This is a genomic window from Brasilonema angustatum, assembly GCF_059505445.1.
The window spans coordinates 22,289-44,751 of sequence record NZ_JCACKO010000035.1; the positions used below are offsets into that span (position 1 = coordinate 22,289).

General features: G+C 41.6%; 22 protein-coding genes. 10 read left to right on the forward strand and 12 right to left on the reverse strand.

Features of this window, described 5'->3' with window-relative positions; genetic code table 11:
• Positions 1 to 13: 13 nt before the first annotated feature.
• From AC5JM2_RS08825 to AC5JM2_RS08845, 5 genes are all read left to right on the forward strand, one after another.
• A complete protein-coding gene (locus AC5JM2_RS08825; protein ID WP_495834520.1) occupies positions 14 to 1,150 on the forward strand; it encodes a glycosyltransferase family 4 protein in 1,137 nt (378 codons plus the stop codon).
• 368 nt (positions 1,151 to 1,518) lie between these two features.
• Positions 1,519 to 2,568, forward strand: a complete 1,050-nt coding sequence (locus AC5JM2_RS08830) for an RRXRR domain-containing protein (RefSeq protein WP_495834521.1) — start codon at positions 1,519 to 1,521, stop codon at positions 2,566 to 2,568.
• A gap of 57 nt (positions 2,569 to 2,625) precedes the next feature.
• Complete coding sequence (locus tag AC5JM2_RS08835; protein WP_495834522.1) at positions 2,626 to 3,918, forward strand: glycosyltransferase family 4 protein; 1,293 nt, start codon at positions 2,626 to 2,628, stop codon at positions 3,916 to 3,918.
• Between the two features lie 33 nt (positions 3,919 to 3,951).
• On the forward strand, positions 3,952 to 5,079 hold the full coding sequence (locus AC5JM2_RS08840; RefSeq protein WP_495834523.1) for a glycosyltransferase family 4 protein: 1,128 nt from the start codon (positions 3,952 to 3,954) through the stop codon (positions 5,077 to 5,079).
• 292 nt (positions 5,080 to 5,371) lie between these two features.
• Positions 5,372 to 6,781 (forward strand): hypothetical protein, encoded by a 1,410-nt coding sequence (locus AC5JM2_RS08845; protein WP_495834524.1) that lies wholly within the window; start codon positions 5,372 to 5,374, stop codon positions 6,779 to 6,781.
• A gap of 15 nt (positions 6,782 to 6,796) precedes the next feature.
• Here the strand turns inward: AC5JM2_RS08845 and AC5JM2_RS08850 are convergent, their stop codons facing one another.
• From AC5JM2_RS08850 to AC5JM2_RS08905, 12 genes are all read right to left on the reverse strand, one after another.
• Positions 6,797 to 6,976 (reverse strand): MerR family transcriptional regulator, encoded by a 180-nt coding sequence (locus AC5JM2_RS08850; RefSeq protein WP_495834525.1) that lies wholly within the window; start codon positions 6,974 to 6,976, stop codon positions 6,797 to 6,799.
• Positions 6,977 to 7,049: 73 nt separating this feature from the next.
• Positions 7,050 to 8,192: a nucleotidyltransferase domain-containing protein gene (locus AC5JM2_RS08855; protein ID WP_495834526.1), complete on the reverse strand. Its 1,143-nt coding sequence runs from the start codon at positions 8,190 to 8,192 to the stop codon at positions 7,050 to 7,052.
• Positions 8,193 to 8,284: 92 nt separating this feature from the next.
• Positions 8,285 to 8,911, reverse strand: a complete 627-nt coding sequence (locus AC5JM2_RS08860) for a methyltransferase domain-containing protein (RefSeq protein WP_495834527.1) — start codon at positions 8,909 to 8,911, stop codon at positions 8,285 to 8,287.
• 153 nt (positions 8,912 to 9,064) lie between these two features.
• On the reverse strand, positions 9,065 to 10,342 hold the full coding sequence (locus tag AC5JM2_RS08865) for a PqqD family peptide modification chaperone (protein ID WP_495834528.1): 1,278 nt from the start codon (positions 10,340 to 10,342) through the stop codon (positions 9,065 to 9,067).
• Entirely contained in the window at positions 10,302 to 12,119 is a 1,818-nt protein-coding gene (locus AC5JM2_RS08870) for an ABC transporter ATP-binding protein (RefSeq protein WP_495834529.1), read from the reverse strand. Before AC5JM2_RS08870 ends, AC5JM2_RS08865 begins: the two co-directional genes overlap by 41 nt.
• Before the next feature lie 99 nt (positions 12,120 to 12,218).
• Positions 12,219 to 13,133 carry a serine kinase gene (locus AC5JM2_RS08875; protein ID WP_495834530.1) on the reverse strand — a complete coding sequence of 305 codons (915 nt, stop codon included), beginning with the start codon at positions 13,131 to 13,133 and terminating at the stop codon, positions 12,219 to 12,221.
• 287 nt (positions 13,134 to 13,420) lie between these two features.
• Complete coding sequence (locus AC5JM2_RS08880; protein WP_495834531.1) at positions 13,421 to 13,603, reverse strand: lasso peptide; 183 nt, start codon at positions 13,601 to 13,603, stop codon at positions 13,421 to 13,423.
• A gap of 103 nt (positions 13,604 to 13,706) precedes the next feature.
• Positions 13,707 to 15,743, reverse strand: coding sequence for a lasso peptide isopeptide bond-forming cyclase (locus AC5JM2_RS08885; protein ID WP_495834532.1), 2,037 nt, complete (start codon positions 15,741 to 15,743; stop codon positions 13,707 to 13,709).
• Positions 15,740 to 16,195: a lasso peptide biosynthesis B2 protein gene (locus tag AC5JM2_RS08890; protein WP_495834533.1), complete on the reverse strand. Its 456-nt coding sequence runs from the start codon at positions 16,193 to 16,195 to the stop codon at positions 15,740 to 15,742. The genes AC5JM2_RS08885 and AC5JM2_RS08890 overlap by 4 nt, the downstream gene beginning before the upstream one ends.
• Positions 16,179 to 16,493, reverse strand: coding sequence for a PqqD family peptide modification chaperone (locus AC5JM2_RS08895; RefSeq protein WP_495834534.1), 315 nt, complete (start codon positions 16,491 to 16,493; stop codon positions 16,179 to 16,181). Before AC5JM2_RS08895 ends, AC5JM2_RS08890 begins: the two co-directional genes overlap by 17 nt.
• Positions 16,494 to 17,462: 969 nt before the next feature.
• Entirely contained in the window at positions 17,463 to 17,615 is a 153-nt protein-coding gene (locus AC5JM2_RS08900) for a hypothetical protein (RefSeq protein WP_495834535.1), read from the reverse strand.
• 136 nt (positions 17,616 to 17,751) lie between these two features.
• Positions 17,752 to 18,072, reverse strand: a complete 321-nt coding sequence (locus tag AC5JM2_RS08905; protein ID WP_495834536.1) for a hypothetical protein — start codon at positions 18,070 to 18,072, stop codon at positions 17,752 to 17,754.
• A gap of 127 nt (positions 18,073 to 18,199) precedes the next feature.
• Between AC5JM2_RS08905 and speB the strand changes: the two genes are divergently transcribed.
• The 5 genes from speB (at position 18,200) to AC5JM2_RS08930 (ending at position 22,361) form a co-directional block, all read left to right on the forward strand.
• Positions 18,200 to 19,243: an agmatinase SpeB gene (speB, locus tag AC5JM2_RS08910; RefSeq protein WP_495834537.1), complete on the forward strand. Its 1,044-nt coding sequence runs from the start codon at positions 18,200 to 18,202 to the stop codon at positions 19,241 to 19,243.
• Between the two features lie 141 nt (positions 19,244 to 19,384).
• On the forward strand, positions 19,385 to 20,230 hold the full coding sequence (locus tag AC5JM2_RS08915) for an endonuclease/exonuclease/phosphatase family protein (RefSeq protein WP_495834538.1): 846 nt from the start codon (positions 19,385 to 19,387) through the stop codon (positions 20,228 to 20,230).
• Between the two features lie 7 nt (positions 20,231 to 20,237).
• A complete protein-coding gene (gene cls / locus AC5JM2_RS08920; protein ID WP_495834539.1) occupies positions 20,238 to 21,686 on the forward strand; it encodes a cardiolipin synthase in 1,449 nt (482 codons plus the stop codon).
• A 47-nt stretch (positions 21,687 to 21,733) separates the two neighbouring features.
• Positions 21,734 to 21,991 (forward strand): type II toxin-antitoxin system RelN family antitoxin, encoded by a 258-nt coding sequence (locus AC5JM2_RS08925; RefSeq protein WP_495834548.1) that lies wholly within the window; start codon positions 21,734 to 21,736, stop codon positions 21,989 to 21,991.
• On the forward strand, positions 21,981 to 22,361 hold the full coding sequence (locus tag AC5JM2_RS08930; RefSeq protein ID WP_495834540.1) for a type II toxin-antitoxin system RelE/ParE family toxin: 381 nt from the start codon (positions 21,981 to 21,983) through the stop codon (positions 22,359 to 22,361). The genes AC5JM2_RS08925 and AC5JM2_RS08930 overlap by 11 nt, the downstream gene beginning before the upstream one ends.
• Positions 22,362 to 22,463: the final 102 nt, after the last annotated feature.

The window sequence follows — 22,463 nt, forward strand, 5'->3', positions numbered from 1 at the left end:
TAAAAGATTACCAATGCGTGTAGTGATTGCGCGGATGATGCCTGAACCTAGCATGGATGTCTATGCTGATGGCATAATTTCAGGACTGCGATCTGTCCGACCAAACTGGGAGATTGTTGATCTCAAACCGCAACCTGTTGACAGAAAAAGTCGTTCTCTGTTACTCAGAGTTTGGAAATACTACGAACGTTTCTGGCGCTTTCCTCAACAAGTGCAGCAGCAAGTCGCCGATATATTTCATATCATCGACCCTAGCGAGGCGCACATCACTTATTGGTTAAAAAAGAAAAATAAAGCTGTTGTCGTCACCTGTCACGATCTCGTCAACTTTTACTGTCACAATAATCTTCAAGGCTCAGTGGAACTGCCCTTCCTCAGTCGTGGTATGTGGATACACGCTGTCAAAGGTATGAAGTACGCCGATCATGTCGTCGCTGTTTCTTCTGCAACAGCCAAAGATACGACTCAAATAATGGATATTGAACCTGCACGTATTTCTGTAATACCCAATGCAGTTGAAGCAGCATTTCAACCATTACCCAAAGAACAAGTTAAGTCTTTACGGCAAAAATATAGAATTTCACCAGAAACAGTTTGTTTACTGAATGTAGGCTCCAATCATCCGCGTAAGAATCTTTCTACCATTCTCAAAGTCATAGAAACTTTGCAGCAGCGAGGCTTGTCTATCCACTTGTGGAAAGTGGGTGCAGACTTTACAGATGAACAAAAAACCTTCATCCAAACCCAAGGGCTAGAAAATCATATCAGCTACTTAGGCAAGCCAGATAAATCTACCCTAATTCAAATTTATAACGCCGCTGATATGTTAATAGCGCCTTCACTCCATGAGGGATTTGGCATAACCCTTCTAGAGGCAATGGGTTGCGGAATTCCAGTTATTACCTCAAAGGTTTCAGCCATGCCTGAAGTAGTAGGAGAAGCGGGATTATTAGTTGATCCAAACGACTATCAAGCAATTGCAGATGCAGTGTGTCATCTTCACAATCATCCTGATTCTTATCAGGAATTAGTAAGCAAGGGAATTGCAAGAGCTAAACTGTTTACCTGGGAAAAAGCAGGTAAACAAATTGCTGAAATTTATGAGAAAGTTCAGGCTTGTAAAGAACTTAAAGGAGTTGCGAAAACTTAAGGAAATAGAGAACAGGAAACAGAACTTTTTTAGTCTAAAAAACTACTTTGATATGCTCCATAATTCAGAAAAAATCGCTTGTGACAGTGCTGGACGCGGAATGTAGGTAGTAAAACTTAATTTTTTCGTTGTTCAATCTATTCTAAAGAGGCGCTCTAGATGTCACTAACCCAGGGCTAAAAGCTACTGGGCTTGCAAGAGGGGAAATAACCACTTCCTGAATCAAGTTAAAAAAGTGTCTAGCTATTTCAACTGAATTGCCTGGGTGTGGTAGCCCAAAACACGTTAAAAATGCCTCCCTAGTTTTTAATCTCTGTGGCAGTCAGTAGCGAAGGGATATATAAACCTAGCAATAGGACTTATTGTAAATGTTTGTTCCAGTAGTTGACCAAAACAACCGTCCCTTGATGCCAACTACCCCTAGCAGGGCAAAGCGTTGGATTAAGTCAGGTAAAGCTACACCATTTTTTAAAAAAGGAGTATTTTGTGTTCGGTTGAATCAAGAGCCATCTAATAGAAACACGCAACCAGTAGCGGTTGGAATCGATCCAGGGAGTAAGCGTGAAGGCTACACAGTAAAGTCACAGGCACACACTTACTTAAACATTCAAACTCATGCTGTTGATTGGGTGAAAGACCATGTAGAAGTTAGGCGTAACATGCGACGCGCTAGACGGTTTCGCAACACTCCATGCCGACACAACCGTAAAAATAGACTTGTAAACAAGCAAAAATTACCGCCATCCACTAAAGCCAGATGGCAATGGAAATTACGAGTTTGCAAGTGGTTGACGCTGATATTCCCTGTCTCTACTTTCGTAGTTGAAGATATTAAAGCAAAAACTTGGAAGGGTGCAAAGAGGTGGAACGTTATGTTTAGTCCACTCGAAGTTGGTAAAAGATGGTTTTATTTAGAGCTAGAAAGGATTGCTAATCTAGAAACCCGAACTGGCAACGATACTTACGAAATGCGTTTAAGCTTAGGTTTGAAAAAATCTAAAAACAAGCTATCTAACAAGTTTGATGCTCACTGCGTTGATTCTTGGGTGCTGGCTAATTGGTTTGTAGGTGGACATGCTAAGCCGGAAAACACTCAACTACTTGAGATTGTCCCATTAGAATTTCATCGTCGTCAACTTCATCGACTGCAACATGCTGCTGGTCATATTAGGTCTCGATATGGCGGGACAATCAGCGCAGGTTTTAAGCGCGGTTCAGTCGTGAAACATCCTAAATTTGGGTTCTGTTACGTGGGTGGTTGGCAAGAATCACCGACTAAAAAAGACCCAGACAGAAAAACAATTAGCTTGCACAGTCTTAAAACTGGTAAGCGATTAACACAAAATGCAACTACCAAGGAATGTATTTTCAAATCTTACGGCTCATGGAGAATATCTACGGCAGTTAAAACTGCCTGAGTCGTGTTTCCTCTCAGCGCTAAAGCGACTGAGTTTCCACACTTTCCACGAGGTTTTATGAAAATTCTGATGTCCGCCTACTCGTGTGAACCAGGTAAGGGATCTGAACGCGGCGTGGGCTGGAATGTTGTTCGGGAAGTCGCTAAATATCACGAAGTTTGGGTTTTAACTCGATTTGACGAAAGTGGGGAAGCAATTGAAGCCGAGCTAGCTCGTAACCCAGTGCCTAACTTACACTTCGTATATTTCAATCTTCCCATATTCGGTAGTCTCTGGCGCTGGGGGTCAAGCGGTGCGATGCAAATCCACTACTATCTTTGGCAGATCCAAGCATACTTTGTAGCCCGCCGTCTACATCGTGAAATCGGCTTTGACATCATACAGCACGTAACTTTTGTCAAGTATTCAAATCCTAGCTTTCTTTCACTGCTGCCAGTTCCTTTTGTATGGGGACCTGTTGGTGGCGGCGAATCAGCGCCAAAAGAGTTTTGGCGAGATTTTAGCTGGCGTGCAAAAACTTACGAAATTATCAGGGACTTTGTTCGCTTTTTAGGGGAACTCGATCCGTTTGTGCATCTGACTGCTAAAAAAAGTGCTGTCGTTAGCGCTACAACTGAGGATACGGCTAAGCGACTGTATAGAATGGGTGTAAGTAATGTGCAGGTTTTATCTGCAATAGGGCTGACGAAGGAAGAAATAGCCCATCTTGCTGAGTACGCGATGCCAGACGCTTTGCCAGTAAGGTTTATTAGCATTGGTAGACTGTTGCATTGGAAAGGGTTTCATCTAGGACTACGTGCTTTCGCCCAGGCAAACCTGCCTGATGCCGAGTACTGGATTTTGGGAGACGGTTCGGAACGCGATCGCCTTCACACCCTTGCTCAAGATTTAGGAATTGCTCAACAGGTAAAGTTCTGGGGCGAGCTACCCCGTGAAGAGACTTTGGCAAAACTAGGCGAGTGCCATGTGTTAGTTCATCCCAGCTTACACGATTCTGGGGGGTTGGTGTGTATGGAGGCAATGGCAACAGGGCGTCCGGTCATTTGTCTGGACTTGGGAGGACCTGCTTTGCAAGTTACTGAGGAAACTGGCTTCAAAATTTCTGCAAATCATCCGGATCAGGCAGTCGATGACTTGTCTAAAGCAATGATTAGTTTCGCTAAAGATCCAGAACTACGCCTACGTATGGGTCAAGCCGGACAGAAGTTAACCACAGAGGCTTTTAGTTGGCAAGTTAAGGGAGAACGTTTGGCTGAGGTTTATGAAGAAATTGTAGCTCGGAAAGAAAAAATAACGAAGCAGCCTGAATTGCGATTGCGCGGAACGCACACGCCAAAGGCGTATCGCTAAGTACATTCAAAGAAAGAAAAATAACGCCCTAATATGCATATCCTAATTGCTGCTTTACACAGACCTACAAAACCAACTGGTGTTTGTAGACACGCTGCAAATCTTGCTAAATGTCTTGCAGATAATGACAAAATTAGCAAAATTACTTTGGTGCTAGGAGTATGGCAAAAAGATTACTTTGAAACAGCTTTTTCTCTATCTTCCGAAAAAATTAAATTAGTGCTCGTCGATATTAAAAATAGCTCAGTTTATAGAAATATGTGGTTTTTATTTGGTCTCCCAAAAATCGCCAAACAACTCAATTCTGATATCGTGCATCTTTCATTTCCACTTCCCTTCATTCGCTCACTTTTTTCCTGTCCTGTCGTAGCCACTATTCATGACTTGTATCCTTATGAATACCCAGAGAATTTTGGCTATCCTAATGTTATCTTTAATAAGTTATTCTTGCAAGTATGTATAAATAATAGTGATGGGCTTTCTTGCGTTTCTAAAATCACTTTAAAATGCCTAAAAAAATATTTTTATTATATTGAAAATAGCAAACAAAAAACGACTGTAGTTTATAACTACGTAGATTTTGGTAATGTAATTTCAAGAGTTTCAAATAGTATCAAGAATAGTATTGAAGCTCCGTTCTTGCTCTCTGTTGCTCAACATCGGAAGAATAAAAACCTAGATATATTAATACAAGCATATTCTCTCCTGCTCAAGCAGCATCAACTAAAAGATTCAACTCAACTAATTATTGTTGGCAGTTATGGTCCAGAAACAGAGAATATTCAATCTTTAATTCAAGCGCTTGACCTCCAAAAACAGGTCATTTTGCTTTCCTCTATTGAAGATGAAGAACTATGCTGGCTATACAAAAACTGCGAGCTTTTCGTTATTCCATCATCTACCGAAGGGTTCTGTTTTCCCTTGGTGGAAGCATTATCCTTTTCATGTAAGGTAGTTTGTTCAGATATTCCCATCCTTCGAGAAGTTGGCTCCTCAACCTGTCACTACTTTGATTTAAAGCATGATCCTGTCAAAAATCTTTCAGAAGGCATGGTTTCTACTCTCTCTCAACCTTCTACCGACACTTCATTCATGGATTCACGCTTTTTGAAACCAAATATAGCCCAGCAGTATTTAGACTTATACAATTCAATAAGATGATTGAACTCTTGCACTTGACTTGTTATTGGTGTTTTTGGAGCGTTCCGTACCCCAAAAAAGACTAGAGGTAATATCCAAAATGGCTTAGATTTATTTCCTCAATATATTTGAGTATGTAAACAGATAGATACTTCCAAAAAATTAGCTTATTAAATATCTACAGTTAATAGCAAGAGTTTCGGGTAAAGTATAATTAATTTCCACTCCTATGTCTATTAATAATAGGGAACACAATTTCAAGATTTTTAGTCTGGTTATATTTGTAACAAGGTCATTATTTTAAGTTTAAAATATGTCCGTGAACCGTGATCCATCAATTCGACCAAAGCAGGGAATAATTAGAAATTCAACATTGTTCCTTCTAGGGTTTGCTACTGCTTTTTTTCCTCGCTTACTGTCAAGCTATGGTGCTCCCTCAGCAATCAATTTTGTTCATTTTCTAGTGATACCAACGGTTGTTGGAATAGCGATATTTACAACTGAGCTTAAAGATCGTAAGCAGATTGCAATGATTGGAGAACTGGTTTTCGGAATAGGGATACTGCTTGCATGCATGACTGCCAGTGCTCTGCTCAATCAGGCAGGTATTATAAATGTTTTTGTAGACCTGATATTGCTAGCGGAACCCTTCATATTTTTACTAGCTATAATGGCTGTTCCTGTAGGCAGTAAAAATATAACAAAAATTAAACATTGGTTATTCGGATTCGCCCTATTTAATTTGCTATTAGCCCTTGCTCAGTCGATTCTCCTCCCTCTTGGAATTTACCCGAAACCACAAGGAGGAACCATACAAGACAACATTGTAGGTGTGTTTGGGGGAGGAGGAGGAAATGCAGGCAATTATGTGTCTTGCACGATTTCGCTATATTTCGCCTTATATTCTTTTAACATTTTCAAGACGGTTCCTCTCTGGGTTAAAATCGCTGGATTATTAGCTACCGTGTATCAAATACAGGTTTCCGATTCCAAACAAGTGTTTCTCGCCATTATGGGAGGGTGGCTCATTTTAGTTATCGTCAAATCGAAAGATCTGAGAAAATTATTATTGTATCTGATCCCTTTTATTTTGATAGTTGCCCTATTTTTCTGGGCTATAAAAAATCTAGATCTTGAATTTTTGGCAGCCTATAAAAACTGGCTTGATCGAGATATCTGGGGACTAGACGGGGAAGCTGCTCGAATCAAGCTGACAGCATTTCGACTCATTCCCTCTTATTATAAAACGCCATTGAACTGGTTGTTGGGTCTGGGTCCAGGTCACACAGCCGGTCGTTTAGGAGGATGGGTACTGCGAGATTACGCGAAGATGCTAATGCCTCTAGGTGCTACTGTTCATCCTGTAAGTGCTGATATTTGGCAGGCCATCAACGCTAGCTACCTTCCGCAAGAGTCTACTGTATACTTCCCACTATTTACATGGGCAGGGATCTGGGGAGATTTAGGATTCGCCGGCTTGGGAGCCTACTTATACCTTTGCTCTATTGTGTGGCGCAGGATTTGTGCGGATGACTTTAGCAAGTTTTTGCTACTTTCCACTGCCGTTTTTGGGTTGATCCTGACTCAGATGGAGGAACCGGGACACATGCTTACGGTAGCGTGTTTGCTCGGTTTACAATGGCATGAAAGGCAGTTGAGAGTGCGATCGCGTTATCATCCCGCACACCCAACCGATGCAGACACTCGGGTACAAATAAGCTAAAGCTAGCAACTTGGGTTAGTAGTTAGTAGAAACACTGCCTTGTTTCAGGTTCTTCACTTGCGCTAGATGTTTTTCCGTGTAAATCCTCTGATTCCCTAAGGTTCTTTCTGGTATCACTCGATTCTCACTTTCCCATCTACGCAAAGTAGATGTAGAAACACCTATTAGTTTTGCAAATTCTCCTACCTTCCACATCCAAAAACTTACTCATACTAAAGAAGTACAAGTAAGTTTAACAAACTTTTTTGCTATTTAATTTAGCTCTGTTTTATTTTTCGCCACTCTTCAACCAGTGGAAAAAAGATTGGATGTAAAGAACTTTATCTTGCAAGCGTTCCCTCACCTGAATATGGTAGAGAGTTCTGCCCATAAATCTATCTGAAGTCCTGACTGGATCAAAAAGTTGATTGTAAACCTGGGGGACGATCGCACTTACCATCGGTTCAGCTTTCACCTGCTGCCAAATTTCTGTTGGTAAGACAACTCCTAAAAGATCATGTGCCAAGAAAAGCCCCAAAAACAGCATCCGTCTACAGCCAAATGCGCTAGCTTGTTTGAGGACTTTTTCCCAATTTAGATCCGGGTGTTTGTGAACGAGTGTAGCAATATCGCACAGCCATGATAGCCTTTCCCACATATGTCTAGACCCATGTACGCATAAAATTGGTAGCCAATCTTCTAGAGGCAGGTAGGATAGAGTTGTGCCAGCCAATGAGAATGGTTCCAAGTCTTGCCACAAGTGTTTAGGTTCAATGGGAGTGATGTACTTTGGTGCAATTCGCCAATGAATTTCTAGAAAAATTTCCTTTTCATCATGAATAAAGTCATAGGTATGCTCAGTTTTTGCTTGCAGATAGGCAATTTCTTCTGCATAAGTCATTTCAATATTGGGTCGATATCCTTGATCAAGCAGTAGTTTCTTAACTGCAAAAATATCTTGCACTTCGACAATAATATCTAAATCACCAAATTGCCGCAAAGCTACATCACCGTATATTAAGGTAGCCAAAACTGGCCCTTTGTAAGGTACTGCTACAATCCCTTGGTCCTTCAAAAGATCCAAGAGTTTGACGAGTTCTCCAGTCAAAAACAAGTTACGCCCAGCGAGCGTGTGGAAAAGGGTGCGGAGTTGATTTAGAGCAAACTCTGGTACGATCTTAGGACACATGGTGTTGAGGCGAGTGTACAGCAGAGATATTACACCGTGTCCATATGCTGTTTGAATTAGGTATTCCCAGTCAATGTTTTCTTTAACCAAAGCTTTGATGCGTTCGCCCCCTTGGAGCAGCTCCTCCGGAGCATCGCTAATAGCATCATCAACCTGTGGGCGCACGCAACAAAGAAGTAGCTCTATCTCCAAACAGATTTTTTTTTCTGAAATCCAGGTATTTTGTTTAGATATAGTTTGCATTTTTGTTAATTAATGTAATTAATGTTCATTTTTTATATTCAGCCTGCTATCGATGACCTTTCTGGTACTTCCGCAGGCTATGACTTCAGTAATTATTTTTTGTCTCCCATTATTAGGTAACTGCCATAAATATGCAGATAAGGAAAATGATTGCCAAGATACCGTGTCACCTTACCACTGCCACACACTCTAATGTGGCAATACCCCATCATCTTCAGCTTCAACTTCAAGGCATCATGAAAATGCTGGGAAACATGGCTAGTGTCATCTAAAACGCTTTCTCCACGAATTTTCTTCTTTATGTCTAAAGGATTAGGGGTTGTAAGCATAAATCTGCCGCCAACTTTCAAAACCCGAAAGATTTCCGCAAGCGTCTTGTCAACGTCCATTGGGTATATGTGTTCAATAAATTCTCCAGCAACAACGACATCGAACGTACGGTCATCACAAGGAATTTCTGTTGATAATCCGTAAATGCCTCGTTCATATGCTTGAGGTAGCCTATCCAACCTATCCTTGACGCAATCTAGCCCAAAAATTTGCAGACTTTTATTGAGACTTTTTAATACTTGACCACCTCTTCCAGTATTGCATCCTATATCAAGTACAGTAAGGATATTCATAGGAAAAAAGCGATAAAACTGGCGGTAGCGTTTCTCTGTGAAAGGGTCGGTCTCGCTAACGATTTGTTGTGCATTTAATTCTTCATATGTAACCATCTTTACATCCTCCAATTAGTAATTGACAGCAAACCAGGGGTTTATTTGATTACTTTTAATTTGTCAATCAGTGACATCAGAAAGTAAAGCAATGTCTGATGACAAGCCGCGTCGCGTTTACACATTTGTAAATTGCGACACACTTTTTCAGAGCTAGCGATCGCATTTAACCAGCAAACCCTGAGCGTACAACTCATCTATAAATGTCTCCACATCACACCGGAGTGTGGTTTCCTCAACGTCGTAGCTGCTTAATACTGACATGACAACTTCTTCTATATCGCCATGCTCAACAACCGCTTGCCAAATATCAGCAGCTACACCAGTCAAGCAAAAGCTTTCTTGAGTTGCCAAATTACCAATTACAATCTGTCCCTCATACTCTCCAAAGATGACTTGTGATTCTGGTTGAATGAGTCCTTTACTCTCCGGCTGAATCTGGATAATTGGAGGTTCAGTAGCAGCTTTGAGTCGATTTTTTAAGCAGATTTCTGGAGGAATCAAAAGCCAGCAACCCTCTATCCTTTCAGTCACAGGGTTCCAAAAAAAGCGATCTGGCTCATTCCAACTGAAACAGACATGGTCAGTTTTTCCAACCCAATAGCGGAAACCGCTGAGGTTGAAGAGCGAGTGTTTCTGCCAAGCTTGGTAATCATCGCCCAACTCTTCAGGTGCGTAGTCATAAACATCCTGTGCACTCACACAAGCGAGGACGCGAGGTTCACTAGTTGCGATGCACGAACGTAGCTCCGGATGAGAGTACAGATGGGCAAAAATGACCTTCTGCGGGGAGTGGGATTGCAAAAATCCGTATAACCGCGAACCAGTATACACGCAGTCATCCACAACTACCCAAGGTACATCCGGCGATTGAGGTGGCTGCAATTGCTCGCTCGTTAGTCCTAAACAATAAGCCAGCATTCCCAGTACAATCTGTCCCCCGCGAGGAATGGCAGTGAAGTGAAAGCGTTTCAGTTCCTGATGACCAAAGCGATCAATTAACTGACAAGCCAAGCGCTGACAATCCAGTTCAGCTTGACGATAGCTGACATAGCGCATCTGAGCTAGATCCCGATTTAAGTTTTGCAACTGTGTCCCAATTCGGAATTTAGCAACTTCATCAAAGCAGCCCAACACCGCTAGTACAGGTTGGGGAGTCGGTCGAGCAATCAATACACTTGGAGGCATTTCTGCCCAACTAGGACTGCTGGTAATGGCTTGACTTAACCTACACAATGCCTCAGCAGGTTCAGCTATTTGGAGTTCACGACTATAGTGAGCTAAAGATTCGGCAGCAATTGGAATGCTATAGATTTTCGGCAACTGAGCCGCCGGGGAAAGTGATTGTGTTTTACTAGCTTGAGAGAGGGTTTCTTGCCACATAGAGTCTTCATCGATACTGCTGGGCTTGGGTTTCAAACAAGTGGGCATAAGTAGCGCTCAACTGTATCAGTTCGTCATGAGTGCCACTTTCAACAATTGAACCATTTGCCATCACATAAATGCGATCCGCCATTTTGACGGTTGATAAGCGATGGCTAATCAGAATGGCAGCTTGATTTTTGATCAGTTGGCGGAACTTTTCAAATACCTCGTATTCAGCCTTAGGGTCCATCGCACTGGTGGGTTCGTCCAAGACAATCACCTGGGAGTCCCGGAGAAATGCCCGTGCCAATGCGACTTTCTGCCACTGACCAATGCTCAGTTCTTCTCCTAGCTCAAACAATTTGCCCAGGATGGTGTCATAACCTTGGGGTAAATGAGTAATAACATCATCAGCACCAGAACGACGGGCAGCGGCAATTATGCTTTCCCGGTGCGGTGGTAAGTCGATGTTGCCTAACCAAATGTTCTCTTGCGCTGTGAAGTGGTACTTGGCATAATCTTGGAAAATTACGCTAATTTCCCGACGTAATTCGGCAATTTTAAATTGGCTGAGGTCAATGCCATCAATAGTGATACTTCCAGAGGTTGGAGCGTATAATCTGCATAAGAGTTTAATGAGGCTAGTTTTACCAGAACCGTTTTCTCCCACCAACGCTACGACTTCCCCAGGTCGAATAATCAAGTTAATATCCTTAAGTGCCTGACGGGTAGTAGTAGAGTATTGGAAACTGACATGATTAAAGACGATGCCAGTTTGCATCGGTCGGGGGATAGGCACAGGATGTAAAGGCTCAACCAATTTGGGTTTCAGGTCAAGGAATTCATAAAGGTTAGCGAGAAATAGGTTGTCTTCATACAAACCAGACACACTACTCAATAGACCTTTAATATCGTTCTGTCCACGTTGCAATGCTTGGTAATACAAGACAAGATCCCCTAGTTTGAGCACACCTTGGATAGCTTGATTGACGATGAAGGCAAGGACAGCAAACATTAAAATTGCTGCTACAGCTTGAGCAGCAAAGTTAGCCAGAGAACGTGCGGTGAAAATGGCTAGACTTTCTTTATATATTTGTCGTCGGATACGGAGATACCATTGACTGAAGTAGGAGCCTAAATTAAACAAGCGAATCTCTTTAGCGAATTGGTCTGATGTCAGCATCCAAGCTAAGTACATCGACTGCCGTTCTTGAGGTGTGACTTTACGCTGCCAACGGTACAAAACACGAGTGTATTTTACTCTTACCAGCATAGAGGGGAGACCAGCAACAAATAACATTAAGGCAATTCCCCAATGAAGTGACAGCAGTAAGCCAACCATCGCCAGCAAAGAAATACTATTTTGTCCCACCTGTGCCAAACGATTCAAGATTTGGGGAGGGCGGTAAGGAGCTTCTTGTTGAGCGCGTTGCAGGGTATCGTAGTATTGGGGATTTTCGTAGTATTCTAGATCAGCTTCTATTGATTTAGCCTGGAGAATACCCTGCATATAGTCACTCACCCGCTGCGAGTGGGCGGTATTGACCAGTTCTGTTAAGGAGTTGCAAAGCGTAGTGACCAGGGTGACTACACCTGCTAGGACAATTAAGAATAATACCTGACCAAAGGCTGCTGCTTTGTCAGCTGTGTTGAGGCTGGCAGCGACTGTATCGACGATGAGTTTAGCAAGATAGATTGTTAGTAAAGGTAATATACCTTGGATGACCAAGAGGACGACGCGAGCGATCGTCCAACCTTGACTGCTTTGCCAAACTAGGCGCAATGCAGGCAAAAAGCGTAATGTGTTCTGGAGTTTTTGTTTTAATATTTTGCCTGCTTGCATACTTTAAATTTATACCAAAACAAAATATTAAGAGGTTAAATGGCTGCTGCGAGTGTTGAATCTAAAGTTAGATTATAGAAAAAAGTTATTTTTGACAATTCAGCGAGTATAAACACCCTGTTTAATATCTTCCTCGATCAACTTCACTAGATCTGGAAGAGCGTCCAAAGAAAATTGCCGTCGCAGTCGGCACACAGATATTTGCTTAACTAGTTTCTGGCACTGGTCAAAATGTGTCTTGGTAAAGTCTGGAGTTTGTAATAAATTGACAGCGCGGGAATAGCGCACCAACTCCATGAAGGCATTTGCAGGATGCAACGGTTCTTCAATGCTATGTTGAGTTCCTTTGTCCAGCACGTAAAGACGCTTTAATGGCAGGGGTTTTTCGCAAAAACCTTCGGAAAAGCGGTAAACCAGCTTTTCCGTCATTGAGTGTAACAACGGCAAATTTTCCGGAGTATGCCCTAAAGAAGTGGCGGCATCAGACCATAATTTAACCTGGGGAAATCCAGGAAAGACGATGGGTTCGTCAGTATCCATCTTGACAGCCATCACATCATCCGTAAAAATACTGTATCCTTTAGTATGGAATGCCTCGGCTAGCGTTGACTTACCCCATCCAGAATGACCTAAAAATGCTATTGCTCCACCTTTAACAGCAATGCTACTGGCATGAAGAACAAGCAGTCCTCGTTGCCTGAGCAGTACTGCAAGAGCCGGTCCGAGAATAAAAGGACGCAGCAAATCCTCATCAATTCCTGGGTCTGGTTCGACAACAATCTTGTGTCCAAACTCTACCAAAAACCTTCCCACTGTTGAGTTTTCTAACTTTAAAAATCCTACTAGCCTTAAGCCACCATCAGCAGCTTCACTTTCAAAGTCGCCAATCTGCCCCTTGGAAATGACTACATCTGGCTGTTGCCTAGTAATTTCTGGCATTGTTTCACCAGGCATCAATTCAGGAAAAGCCAGTTCTGAGTGAATATAGAGATTATAGGCAGAGTAAGCAAACACCTTTTAGTCACCTTTTTGCTTGTTCGGGAAGAATTGAAGAGAATAGCTATGAAGATTCATAGCTATTCTCTTAGGAGAAATTAGCTCCTACAAAGAAGACTTATACCAATCCGCTTTCTAAAACGTAATTTAGATTTTGGCAGTATCCTTAAAACTGAGGTACTTAAGGCATTTCAGTTTTACGGTTTAGATTACAGTTTGGTATTAGAGTTGCAAGGGCGTTAATTGCTGTTTGCTCATACCTTATAAAGGAGGCTACAGCATACCTTGAACTCTTAGGCTGCTTCTTAGATACATTGCCCGTTCTTTTTGACACAACCATCAAGTGAACCAGTACCACTTTGAAGAGGAACACTAGCCATTGGCGGTCCAAAATAGGTATCTTTTGCACTAGAGTCAAAGCTAAAAGCTGTGATCTTGCTCACGTTACCGTGGTTGGTAAGTCTAGGCGCTGCGTAAGTTTTTTTCATTGTTTTCAATCCTGTTGTGAAGTATTGTGTATTTGCGTAGATGCACCCAATTTTAATATGAGTACGTATAAAGATTGAGCGTAATTTATACTTCTAACTAATTCTATTGTTTGAGTTGGGTGTGATCTAGCCAAAAAGCCAACATGGCTACTTGCCAGAACACTAAGTCTGTTACGCTTTCAGAGGACTGAATGTCCTTTATAGATATTAATTCTTCATAGATTTTACGTAGGGCTTTGACATCCACATAATCAGTGATCGAATGTAAATGATTTTGCATCACTCGATCCAAATGCTCCCGATTATGTTCCAATAGTCCATACAAAAAGCTGGAACTCATATCGCCTTTGCTGCGACGCCACTGCACTTGTTCCGGTAGAACATTTGACATGGCACGACGCATAATAAAGCGAGACCAACTTTGGCGAAACTTTTGTTCAGGTGGTAGAGACAAACAGAATTCAATCAACCGCTTATCCATAAAAGGGTGGCGCGTCTCAATGGAAAATGCTGCGGAATACTGGTCTGAGACTTCTAGAGCTTGTGTCAATACGCCCGAAGTTAGACCCCGCCAGTGCTGTTCTCTTTCGGTAAGGGGTTGATTAGACTGTGAATTCTTGAGAACTTGAATACGCTTTTTTAGATTGATATGCTTGGCAAATTTACGCTTGACGATTTGGTTGCGGTCATTATTTGCCGGTTGATTGTGTCCGCGCAGCAATTGCCAAGCCTGTCGTATTGGTTGAGGAAGCAAAGGCTTAAAGCCGTGGTGCACGAAAAGCGATCGCCGTGAGACGTTAAAGTATTGCAGGATCTGATTGATTTGTCTGGCAAAAGTAACCCATCTCCCAGAGCGTGCTAGTTCTTCGAGATACGTAAAAGCATAGTATTGAAGAATTTTACGTGGTGAAACACTAGCAAGCTTGTGTAAATCATCGACTTCCTTTGCGAAAGTTGACCATTGTCCTTTTCTGACCAATTCAGTAAGATAAGCCTCGCCATGAGACAAGGTATTATCACCGTCAAAGCCGTCTAAGACAACGCGAACCCCCTCTTTGTGAGTTGCTTCATTCAATCCCCAAACCAAAAAATGTGTAGGTGCAGGAATCGCTCCATCGTGATATTGGAAAATTTTATCTAAGTTTGATAAGGGACCTTGTTGGTCGGCATGAACATAATGGGGAATCATGCCACCCTGGGCAAGAACAGCTTCAATAAACGGGCGCTCATCGCATTCGGTAACTGCATCAAAGATATTTGAGAAGGTGTGCAATGAGCGATTATTGCCTTCTTGCATCAGTAGTTGCTGTGCCGTACAGGTGACAGAGGACGAGTCTAGCCCACCACTAAGATGCGAACCGACTGGAAAGGCACTACGTAGACGACACCGGACTGCCTCGGTAAATATTTCCCGTAATGCTGAAGCATATTCCTCATCAGAACCCAACCGCAACTCACGGCAAGGATCTAGTGACCAATAGGAACCAATTTGGATTCCTTTGGCACTCAACGTCATGTAACTGGCAGGAGGAAGTCGGTATATGTGCTGATAAAATGTAATAGACTTATCGTTGAAGATTGCTGCTAAATAATCAGCGACTTTCACTTCATTAAGTTGGTGTGGTATCTCCTGCAAACACAATAAAGCTTTAATCTCAGAGCCAAAAGCAAAAATTCGACCTGTTTGATAGTAATAGTATAAAGGTTTGACGCCCATATGGTCGCGAGCGCAAAAAAGCATTTGATTTCGCTTATCCCAAATGGCAAACGCAAAGTCTCCTAAGAGGTGTTCTGGGCAGGACTCACCCCATTTTTCGTAAGCCGCCAATATTAACTGGCTATCCGTGATTTTTTCGGATGGGCACTTATCAAATTGTAACACATGGATAAGTTCATCCCGGTTATCTATTCGACAATCTGCTGTAATGGCTAAATCACCTGTCTGGTTAATCAATGGCAGTTTTTCTAGCAGAGATTCCGGTGTTGTCCACAGCATCCGATGCCCTAAACCGACAGATCCGTCAACCCAGATGTCTGCACCATCATGTCCCCGGTGAGCAAGAATATCGACCATCCGTCCCAAATCTTCTCGATCTACAGGGCGATTATCAAGGTAGTAAATTCCCATAATGCCGCTCATAGCTTGACTCCTTCGAGAGATGGTAGTGGGATAAAGCGTGAGAGATCCGGAAGATTGCCGATCGCAACCCGTCCCTGATACTCAATCCAAGCATGAGCCTCTAATTGTCCTCCCTGTTCTTTAGCAACACCTATACGTAGTTCAGAGGAGTAATGATAGCGGTTCATGAGAAATTGAGTCGTCAAGGCGCGAGCCAGACACTTAACACCACCAGGCATATAGCGTGTTGCTACGTTAACAGCCCAAACTATCTTGCCTACAGAAATTTGACTTTTATGAGTCTCAAATGGAAAACGAATATTTTGCTTATTTATCTTTTGCAAGAGATTTAGTAAATTCCCAAAGGCGAGGAAAAACAGCCCTAACCTAATTGCTCCCAGCAGGATAAAAGTGATTGCTAAAAAATAGCGATCGCTCCCAGAAAGTTTCAGAAAGTTACGCAACCGTTTCATTGTTAACTTTAACCAGATCTACAGCTTTCAGTTCTTCCAGCAGTGCCAAAATATCTCTCATGCAAACTTTTGGTTCTACTTCATATTCTTCCAAAAGCGTCTGTTTAATATCATTCACCACCTTGGGTTGTTGAATGATATTCCAAATTCTTGCTCCTATTTCATTTAGTCCGTGGTAAACTCCCGATTTGAGATTCAGAATGACTGCTTCGCCACCAAGATCAGAAGATATCTGCTCTACAGCAGCTACTACTATCGACGACTCTGAGATCTTATAGTTCAATGATTTTGAGGTCATGATTACAGGGATTTCCTTTTGATGCTTGATTTTTTAAAAAATTTATTTTTGTAATTGATTTTCAAATCAGTCAATGCACTGGAAATCTCTCAAAAGGTACATTAATTCTAAAGACTTTGTGTAACTTGAAATCATTAAGATGAGTGATTGACACACAGCAACTAACTCTACCCTATTTTATAGGGTTTTACTTGTCTAGTACACTACCCAAACTATACCAATTTCTTGAGTTTCCTAAGCTTTACTCTGATAAGAAAAACTATCACAGTCTTAACTGTTAAGTAGGTGAACGGAAAAATTTTTCAGTATATTATTGCGAGTAGAACGTAGACCCGGGAGGGGGCTTCCCGCTTTCTTAGCAATCGCAATAGTTTTGACCACTTTATATTTTGTTACGTAGTTAGGTTTACTTGTGCCTACCTACTTATAAATTGTCCCTGGTCTCAAAACATGCAATAATCTAGATCACAAACTGGATTTTTTATCTGCAGTGGTAGATGGCTTTTCCAACAAACTTAATTGTACTCAAGTTTGTATATGCTTATTTCAACGAATGCTTACCTGACATTATATGATAATTAATGCCAAAAAATACTAGTTTTTTTCATAAAATTCATAAAAAAAACACAATACTGTTAAGTATGTGTTAATTGAGATATCTAATCTTTGCAATGACTCAAAAGAGCCTCTCCATTTCAAAAAAACTGTATGTTTACCGACATAATTATCGCCTTTTTATTTTCTATGACAACAAATAAACTCTCACCTTTGCCTTGGAATTTTGGAAAGAATTTTAAAGTTCAATGAAAGGAGTCAACATTCAGAATTGGTAGAGTTAGGAGAACTCTACTCATAAAGCGATAGAGTTTCAATCTATTGACAGTTCCACAGACATGATATATCGGTGCGCACATGGAAAGACGCGCCGTGGGCTTTCGGTTTTAAATCCTGGAAAAATGAAAATCTCTACTATTCAAAATCAACTTCTTGAAGTAAGGCTATCCACATATCGGGTGGCTCAGAATAGTAATCAATGTCCTCAACCTGATATCGACAAGTATTAGATTTGTTACATAAAATGATATAATCCCCGCGTTGGATACCTGTACCAAGTCCAGTCATATAACCTTTTGGCTGATTATCAATCGATTCAAATATATAGTCACGTCCACTAACATATTGTGTATAGTCATAAGTTTTACTATGCTTGTTTTCTGTCTTCCTTAACAGAAAATTATAGAATGACAAGAAAATAATATTAAGGTTGATGGCTGACCTGATACGAGACATAAGCTATTGGCAAACAAATAAAGGCGATCGGATTTTTAGGGGCGGCACGTTTGCGGGGGAAGTACCCTGTGCAAAGCTGCCTTGACAATGCTTCACCTCTATTATTAGGGCGATTGCGCAAAGCAACAGACGCATAAAGGCGTATCGCCAAGCGATCAGTTGGCATAAGTTGCTGGATTTTTACACGTTTAGACCCAAGCCTCTGGGCGAAGAAGGGCGATGCGGAAGCTGCCGCCGCCAAGAGCGTTAAGCGTAGCTCTGCCGTAGGCGATCGCCCTATCTTAATCATTGTGGATACCCACATTGCCTAGGGTGCGTCTGACAAGCAAGATACCATAAGCTAATGGTTCGCTACAATAGTGCAGGTGTCCACCAAGCGGTGTTTTATCTACCCACGTACATCCATAAGAGAATCAATGAGCCATCAACTCCAAGAGTACAATCCCAGTGGCATAGGTCAAATTAATGGCAACCTTTTTGCTTTACCATTTGATTACGAGTCTGCAAACCTGATTATCTTTGGTATACCCTGGGAAGTGACCGTTTCCTATGGCGCAGGCACTGCCCAAGGACCACAACGGGTTCTGGATGCTTCGCCGCAACTAGATTTGTTCGATTTCGATAATCCTGATGGATGGAAACAGGGAATTTTCATGGTAGAAATTCCCCAGGATATTTTAGAGAAGAACGAATACTATCGCATTTTAGCGGCAAAAATTATCGAGCGACTCCAACAAGGTAAATCCCTGACAGATACACCAGATTTAACACCTGTGTTAGCAGAAATTAATCAAGCTTGTCAACAGGTAAATCAACGGTTGTTTGAACAGTCTAAGCAAGCAATTGAAAATGGTAAACGAGTTGCTGTGATTGGTGGGGATCACAGTTCACCGTTAGGTTACTTCCAAGCATTAGCAGCCAGCTACGCAAACTATGGCATTTTGCACATAGACGCACACGCAGATTTACGCGATGCCTATGAGGGATTTGAGTTTTCCCATGCGTCCATCATGTTCAATGCGATGAAGCTACCACAAATTTCCAAGTTAGTGCAGGTAGGCTTGCGTGATATTTGTCATGATGAAGTGCAAATGATTAACCAATCTCATGGTCGAATTGTCGCTTATTATGACCCAGCCATGAAACAAAAGCTATATTCGGGAACGACTTGGATGGAGTTGTGTCGAGAAATTATCAGTCATTTGCCTGAATATGTTTACATTAGCTTTGATGTAGATGGTCTAGATCCAAAATACTGTTCAAGTACAGGAACTCCTGTTCCGGGTGGACTGGAATTAGAGCAAGCTTTTTGTTTGTTTCGTGAATTGGTAAATAGTGGTAGAAAAATTATTGGTTTTGATCTGTGCGAAGTTGGTGATGCTGAGTGGGATGGTAATGTTGGTGCGCGGATTGTTTTCAAGCTGGCGAATTTGATGGATTTATCTGTGCGACGATCATAATTTGCAGTGTATGAGTCTGCTTTCTTTAAGTAATTAGGCAAGGCTCAGTCCCCAAGGGGTATCGCCACATCATCTGATATGATAGGCTCTGTTGACTATTCAATAACGTTAAGCTATCCGAAGTTCCGTTAATTTTTAGTCATGCCTGATCAAAAAGAACACATAGCCACTCTCACAAAACAATTTGTTCCATCATATCGATTCATTCGCACAGATAAATCCACAATTAGTAGAAGCCATGTCCTCCAAACAGAACTAAATAGTAGCTCAATTAAAGTGCTGAGTTGGAACATTGCTAAGAGAAATTATGACAAAATTTGGATGAAAGATTTTTTAGCAATTCTTGAGCAGTACAAACCAGATCTTGTGTTTATGCAAGAATTTAGCTTGAAAATAAATGCCGAACATGCTGCTCAATTGAAAGAAATGAGTTGGGATTTTGCCCCTAATTTTATCGATGCTCATCATCAGACTTATTCTGGAATTTTAACAGCAGCGAAAATCAGTCCAGTTAGCTGTAGATCGATTTTGACAAAACATCATGAACCTATTGTTAAAACTCCTAAAGTTTCCCTAATTACTGAGTATCCGCTCTCTGATAAACAAGAGACTCTCCTCGCTATTAATAGTCATCTGATCAATTTTGTGGATTTAAATAAATTCAAAACACAACTGCATGAGTTAGAGTTTGCCCTATCTACACATCATGGTTGTGTGATATTTTCAGGAGACTTCAATACCTGGAGTCGAAAAAGAGCAGTTCTCCTTGAAGAAGCGGTTACTCGGCTGGGGTTAGCACCAGTTGTTTTTGCACCGCATGAAAGCAAGAAAATTAAACGATTCCTGTTGTCACCTCCTTTAGACTATATCTTTTACCGAGGATTCAGCGAAAAGAAAGCTAGTGCTAAGGTGCTAGATCAGATTTGTTCATCTGATCACAAGCCATTGCTGGCAGAATTTTCTTATACAGATATAGATACCCAATAAAATCGAGATGCTTGTTGATAGTGGTGTTTTAGCCCTTGTCAGTGGAATTATAGTAGTTGTTGTTCATGCTTTGGGGATTTTGCATGCTGCTCATGCGGTGATGACTGTGCGTTCTTCTAGTGGGGCGATCGCCTGGGGGATTTCTCTGATCACCTTTCCCTGGCTAGCCATTCCATTGTATTGGATTTTAGGCAGGACTAAATTTCATGGATATACCGAAGCCCTACGCTCAGTTTACGCACAACACTATAGGCTGGTTCAAGAAGCTTACGGTGAAATTGCTAAATTTAAAATTGCACCACCCCAAAAGTTAGCGCAGCTGCAACCAATAGCTGAAGCGTTGACAGCAATTCCCTTCACATCAGGTAATGCAGCTCAATTGCTGATTGATGCCCAGCAAACTTATGAAGCGATGTTGAGTGCGATCGCACAAGCAACCGATTATATCTTGCTAGAATCCTACACCGTCAGTGATGACCAGGCAGGTAACGAGTTTAAGCAAGCGTTGATTACCAAGGCAAAGCAAGGAGTACGCATCTACTTTCTCTACGATGAAATTGGTTCAAAAAACTTATCTCGCTCTTATATTAAGTCTCTACGCAACAATAACATTCAAGTAAGTGCATTCCACACCACTAGAGGCAAAGGCAATCGTTTTCAGCTCAATTTCCGAAACCATCGTAAAATTCTGGTGGTGGATGGTGAAACAGCATTTGTCGGTGGTTTGAATATAGCTGACGAATATTTGGGAAAAAATCCCCGCCTAAGTCCTTGGCGTGACACTCACATGATGTTGCAAGGTCCGAGTGTACACAGTCTGCAAAGTGTTTTTATACAAGATTGGTACTGGGCGACTCGAAAAATTCTGGAAGTTAACTGGCAGATTAAAGCTAATCGGGAAGCTAACCAAACCGCGTTAGTGCTTTCCACTGGACCTGCGGATCAATTACCAGTTTGTAACCTTTTCTTTATCAATGTAATCAATCAAGCTCAGACTCGCTTGTGGATTGCTACTCCTTATTTGGTACCAGATGAATCAACTCTTCAAGCTTTGAAACTGGCAGCAATGCGCGGTGTAGATGTACGTATTATCTTACCAAATCGACCCGATCACTTATTCGTTTATCTGTGTTCTTTCTCGTACTATGCTGAGATACAGGCAATAGGTGGTATTAAGCTGTACCGCTACAAAAATGGGTTCATGCACCAGAAAATCATACTTATTGATGACGACATGGCAGGGGTAGGAAGTATCAACTTGGATTATCGTTCTTTCTTCCTTAACTTTGAAGTGATGGGCTTTGTTGCTGATTCTCACTTTGTTGAAAGTGTGGAGAAAATGTTACAAGATGATTTGGCTGCTTCTGTTTCTGTTGATTTATCTGAATACCATAAAAAACCTTTCTGGTTCAAGTTAGCCGTGAGAGTATCTCGGTTGCTAACGCCATTGCTTTAAGTCGATTTGGGAGTACAGTAGTGAAAGCAAATCCCATTGGAGGAGTCATGAAAGCTATTGAAATCATGGGAACTGTGGATGAGCAAGGTCAACTTTCCCTAGATATACCCTTGAGTGTGGACAAGCATACCCGTGTCAGAGTCATTGTACTGCTTGCTGAAGAAGCTGATAAAGAAAACAACCACGAAGAAGATGAGGAAATATCTGAATCTGCCGCAGAAAGTTTTCGTCAGGGTTGGTATGATGCAATGACGGGAAATACTTTACCCGTGTCTCAACTGTGGGAAGGAATTGATGCAGAATGATTCACCTTTGATTCAGGTTGAGGTAACTGGCAAATTCAAGCGCAATTTGCGGATTTTGGCGAAAAAGTACCGCAGTATTCGCAATGATATCCAGCCAATTATTGAACAACTTCAATCTGGAGAGTTACCAGGCGACCAGATACCAGGAGTAGGTTATACCATTTTTAAGCTAAGACTAAAAAATAGCGATATCCAAAAGGGTAAGAGTGGTGGATATAGGCTGATATATTATCTCAAAACCAGTACAAAGATTATTTTAGTTACTATCTACTCTAAATCTGAGCAGGAAGATATTGCAGCAGAGGAAATTCAGCAGATATTGGCTGAGTTTGAGCCGGAAGAAAAGGACAAACAAGTAGATAGTGACTGATGATAGTCATCGCCAGTCGTGTTTTTACAAATGTGAGATCGCACCCTGAGTGCAGAACACAGTGGACTTTGCCCAATTGCACTTTTACAGTGTAATCAAAAT

Coding starts and splice junctions, on each gene's coding strand:
- AC5JM2_RS08865 (WP_495834528.1), bottom strand. CDS start 10,342: ATGCCCACTTGTTTGAAACCCAAGCCCAGCAGTATCGATGAAGACTCT.
- speB (WP_495834537.1), top strand. CDS start 18,200: ATGAGCCATCAACTCCAAGAGTACAATCCCAGTGGCATAGGTCAAATT.
- AC5JM2_RS08895 (WP_495834534.1), bottom strand. CDS start 16,493: ATGACCTCAAAATCATTGAACTATAAGATCTCAGAGTCGTCGATAGTA.
- AC5JM2_RS08925 (WP_495834548.1), top strand. CDS start 21,734: ATGAAAGCTATTGAAATCATGGGAACTGTGGATGAGCAAGGTCAACTT.
- AC5JM2_RS08915 (WP_495834538.1), top strand. CDS start 19,385: ATGCCTGATCAAAAAGAACACATAGCCACTCTCACAAAACAATTTGTT.
- cls (WP_495834539.1), top strand. CDS start 20,238: ATGCTTGTTGATAGTGGTGTTTTAGCCCTTGTCAGTGGAATTATAGTA.
- AC5JM2_RS08840 (WP_495834523.1), top strand. CDS start 3,952: ATGCATATCCTAATTGCTGCTTTACACAGACCTACAAAACCAACTGGT.
- AC5JM2_RS08930 (WP_495834540.1), top strand. CDS start 21,981: ATGCAGAATGATTCACCTTTGATTCAGGTTGAGGTAACTGGCAAATTC.
- AC5JM2_RS08830 (WP_495834521.1), top strand. CDS start 1,519: ATGTTTGTTCCAGTAGTTGACCAAAACAACCGTCCCTTGATGCCAACT.
- AC5JM2_RS08890 (WP_495834533.1), bottom strand. CDS start 16,195: ATGAAACGGTTGCGTAACTTTCTGAAACTTTCTGGGAGCGATCGCTAT.
- AC5JM2_RS08835 (WP_495834522.1), top strand. CDS start 2,626: ATGAAAATTCTGATGTCCGCCTACTCGTGTGAACCAGGTAAGGGATCT.
- AC5JM2_RS08860 (WP_495834527.1), bottom strand. CDS start 8,911: ATGGTTACATATGAAGAATTAAATGCACAACAAATCGTTAGCGAGACC.
- AC5JM2_RS08885 (WP_495834532.1), bottom strand. CDS start 15,743: ATGAGCGGCATTATGGGAATTTACTACCTTGATAATCGCCCTGTAGAT.
- AC5JM2_RS08845 (WP_495834524.1), top strand. CDS start 5,372: ATGTCCGTGAACCGTGATCCATCAATTCGACCAAAGCAGGGAATAATT.
- AC5JM2_RS08880 (WP_495834531.1), bottom strand. CDS start 13,603: ATGAAAAAAACTTACGCAGCGCCTAGACTTACCAACCACGGTAACGTG.
- AC5JM2_RS08900 (WP_495834535.1), bottom strand. CDS start 17,615: ATGACTGGACTTGGTACAGGTATCCAACGCGGGGATTATATCATTTTA.
- AC5JM2_RS08855 (WP_495834526.1), bottom strand. CDS start 8,192: ATGCAAACTATATCTAAACAAAATACCTGGATTTCAGAAAAAAAAATC.
- AC5JM2_RS08870 (WP_495834529.1), bottom strand. CDS start 12,119: ATGCAAGCAGGCAAAATATTAAAACAAAAACTCCAGAACACATTACGC.
- AC5JM2_RS08850 (WP_495834525.1), bottom strand. CDS start 6,976: ATGTGGAAGGTAGGAGAATTTGCAAAACTAATAGGTGTTTCTACATCT.
- AC5JM2_RS08825 (WP_495834520.1), top strand. CDS start 14: ATGCGTGTAGTGATTGCGCGGATGATGCCTGAACCTAGCATGGATGTC.
- AC5JM2_RS08905 (WP_495834536.1), bottom strand. CDS start 18,072: ATGATTAAGATAGGGCGATCGCCTACGGCAGAGCTACGCTTAACGCTC.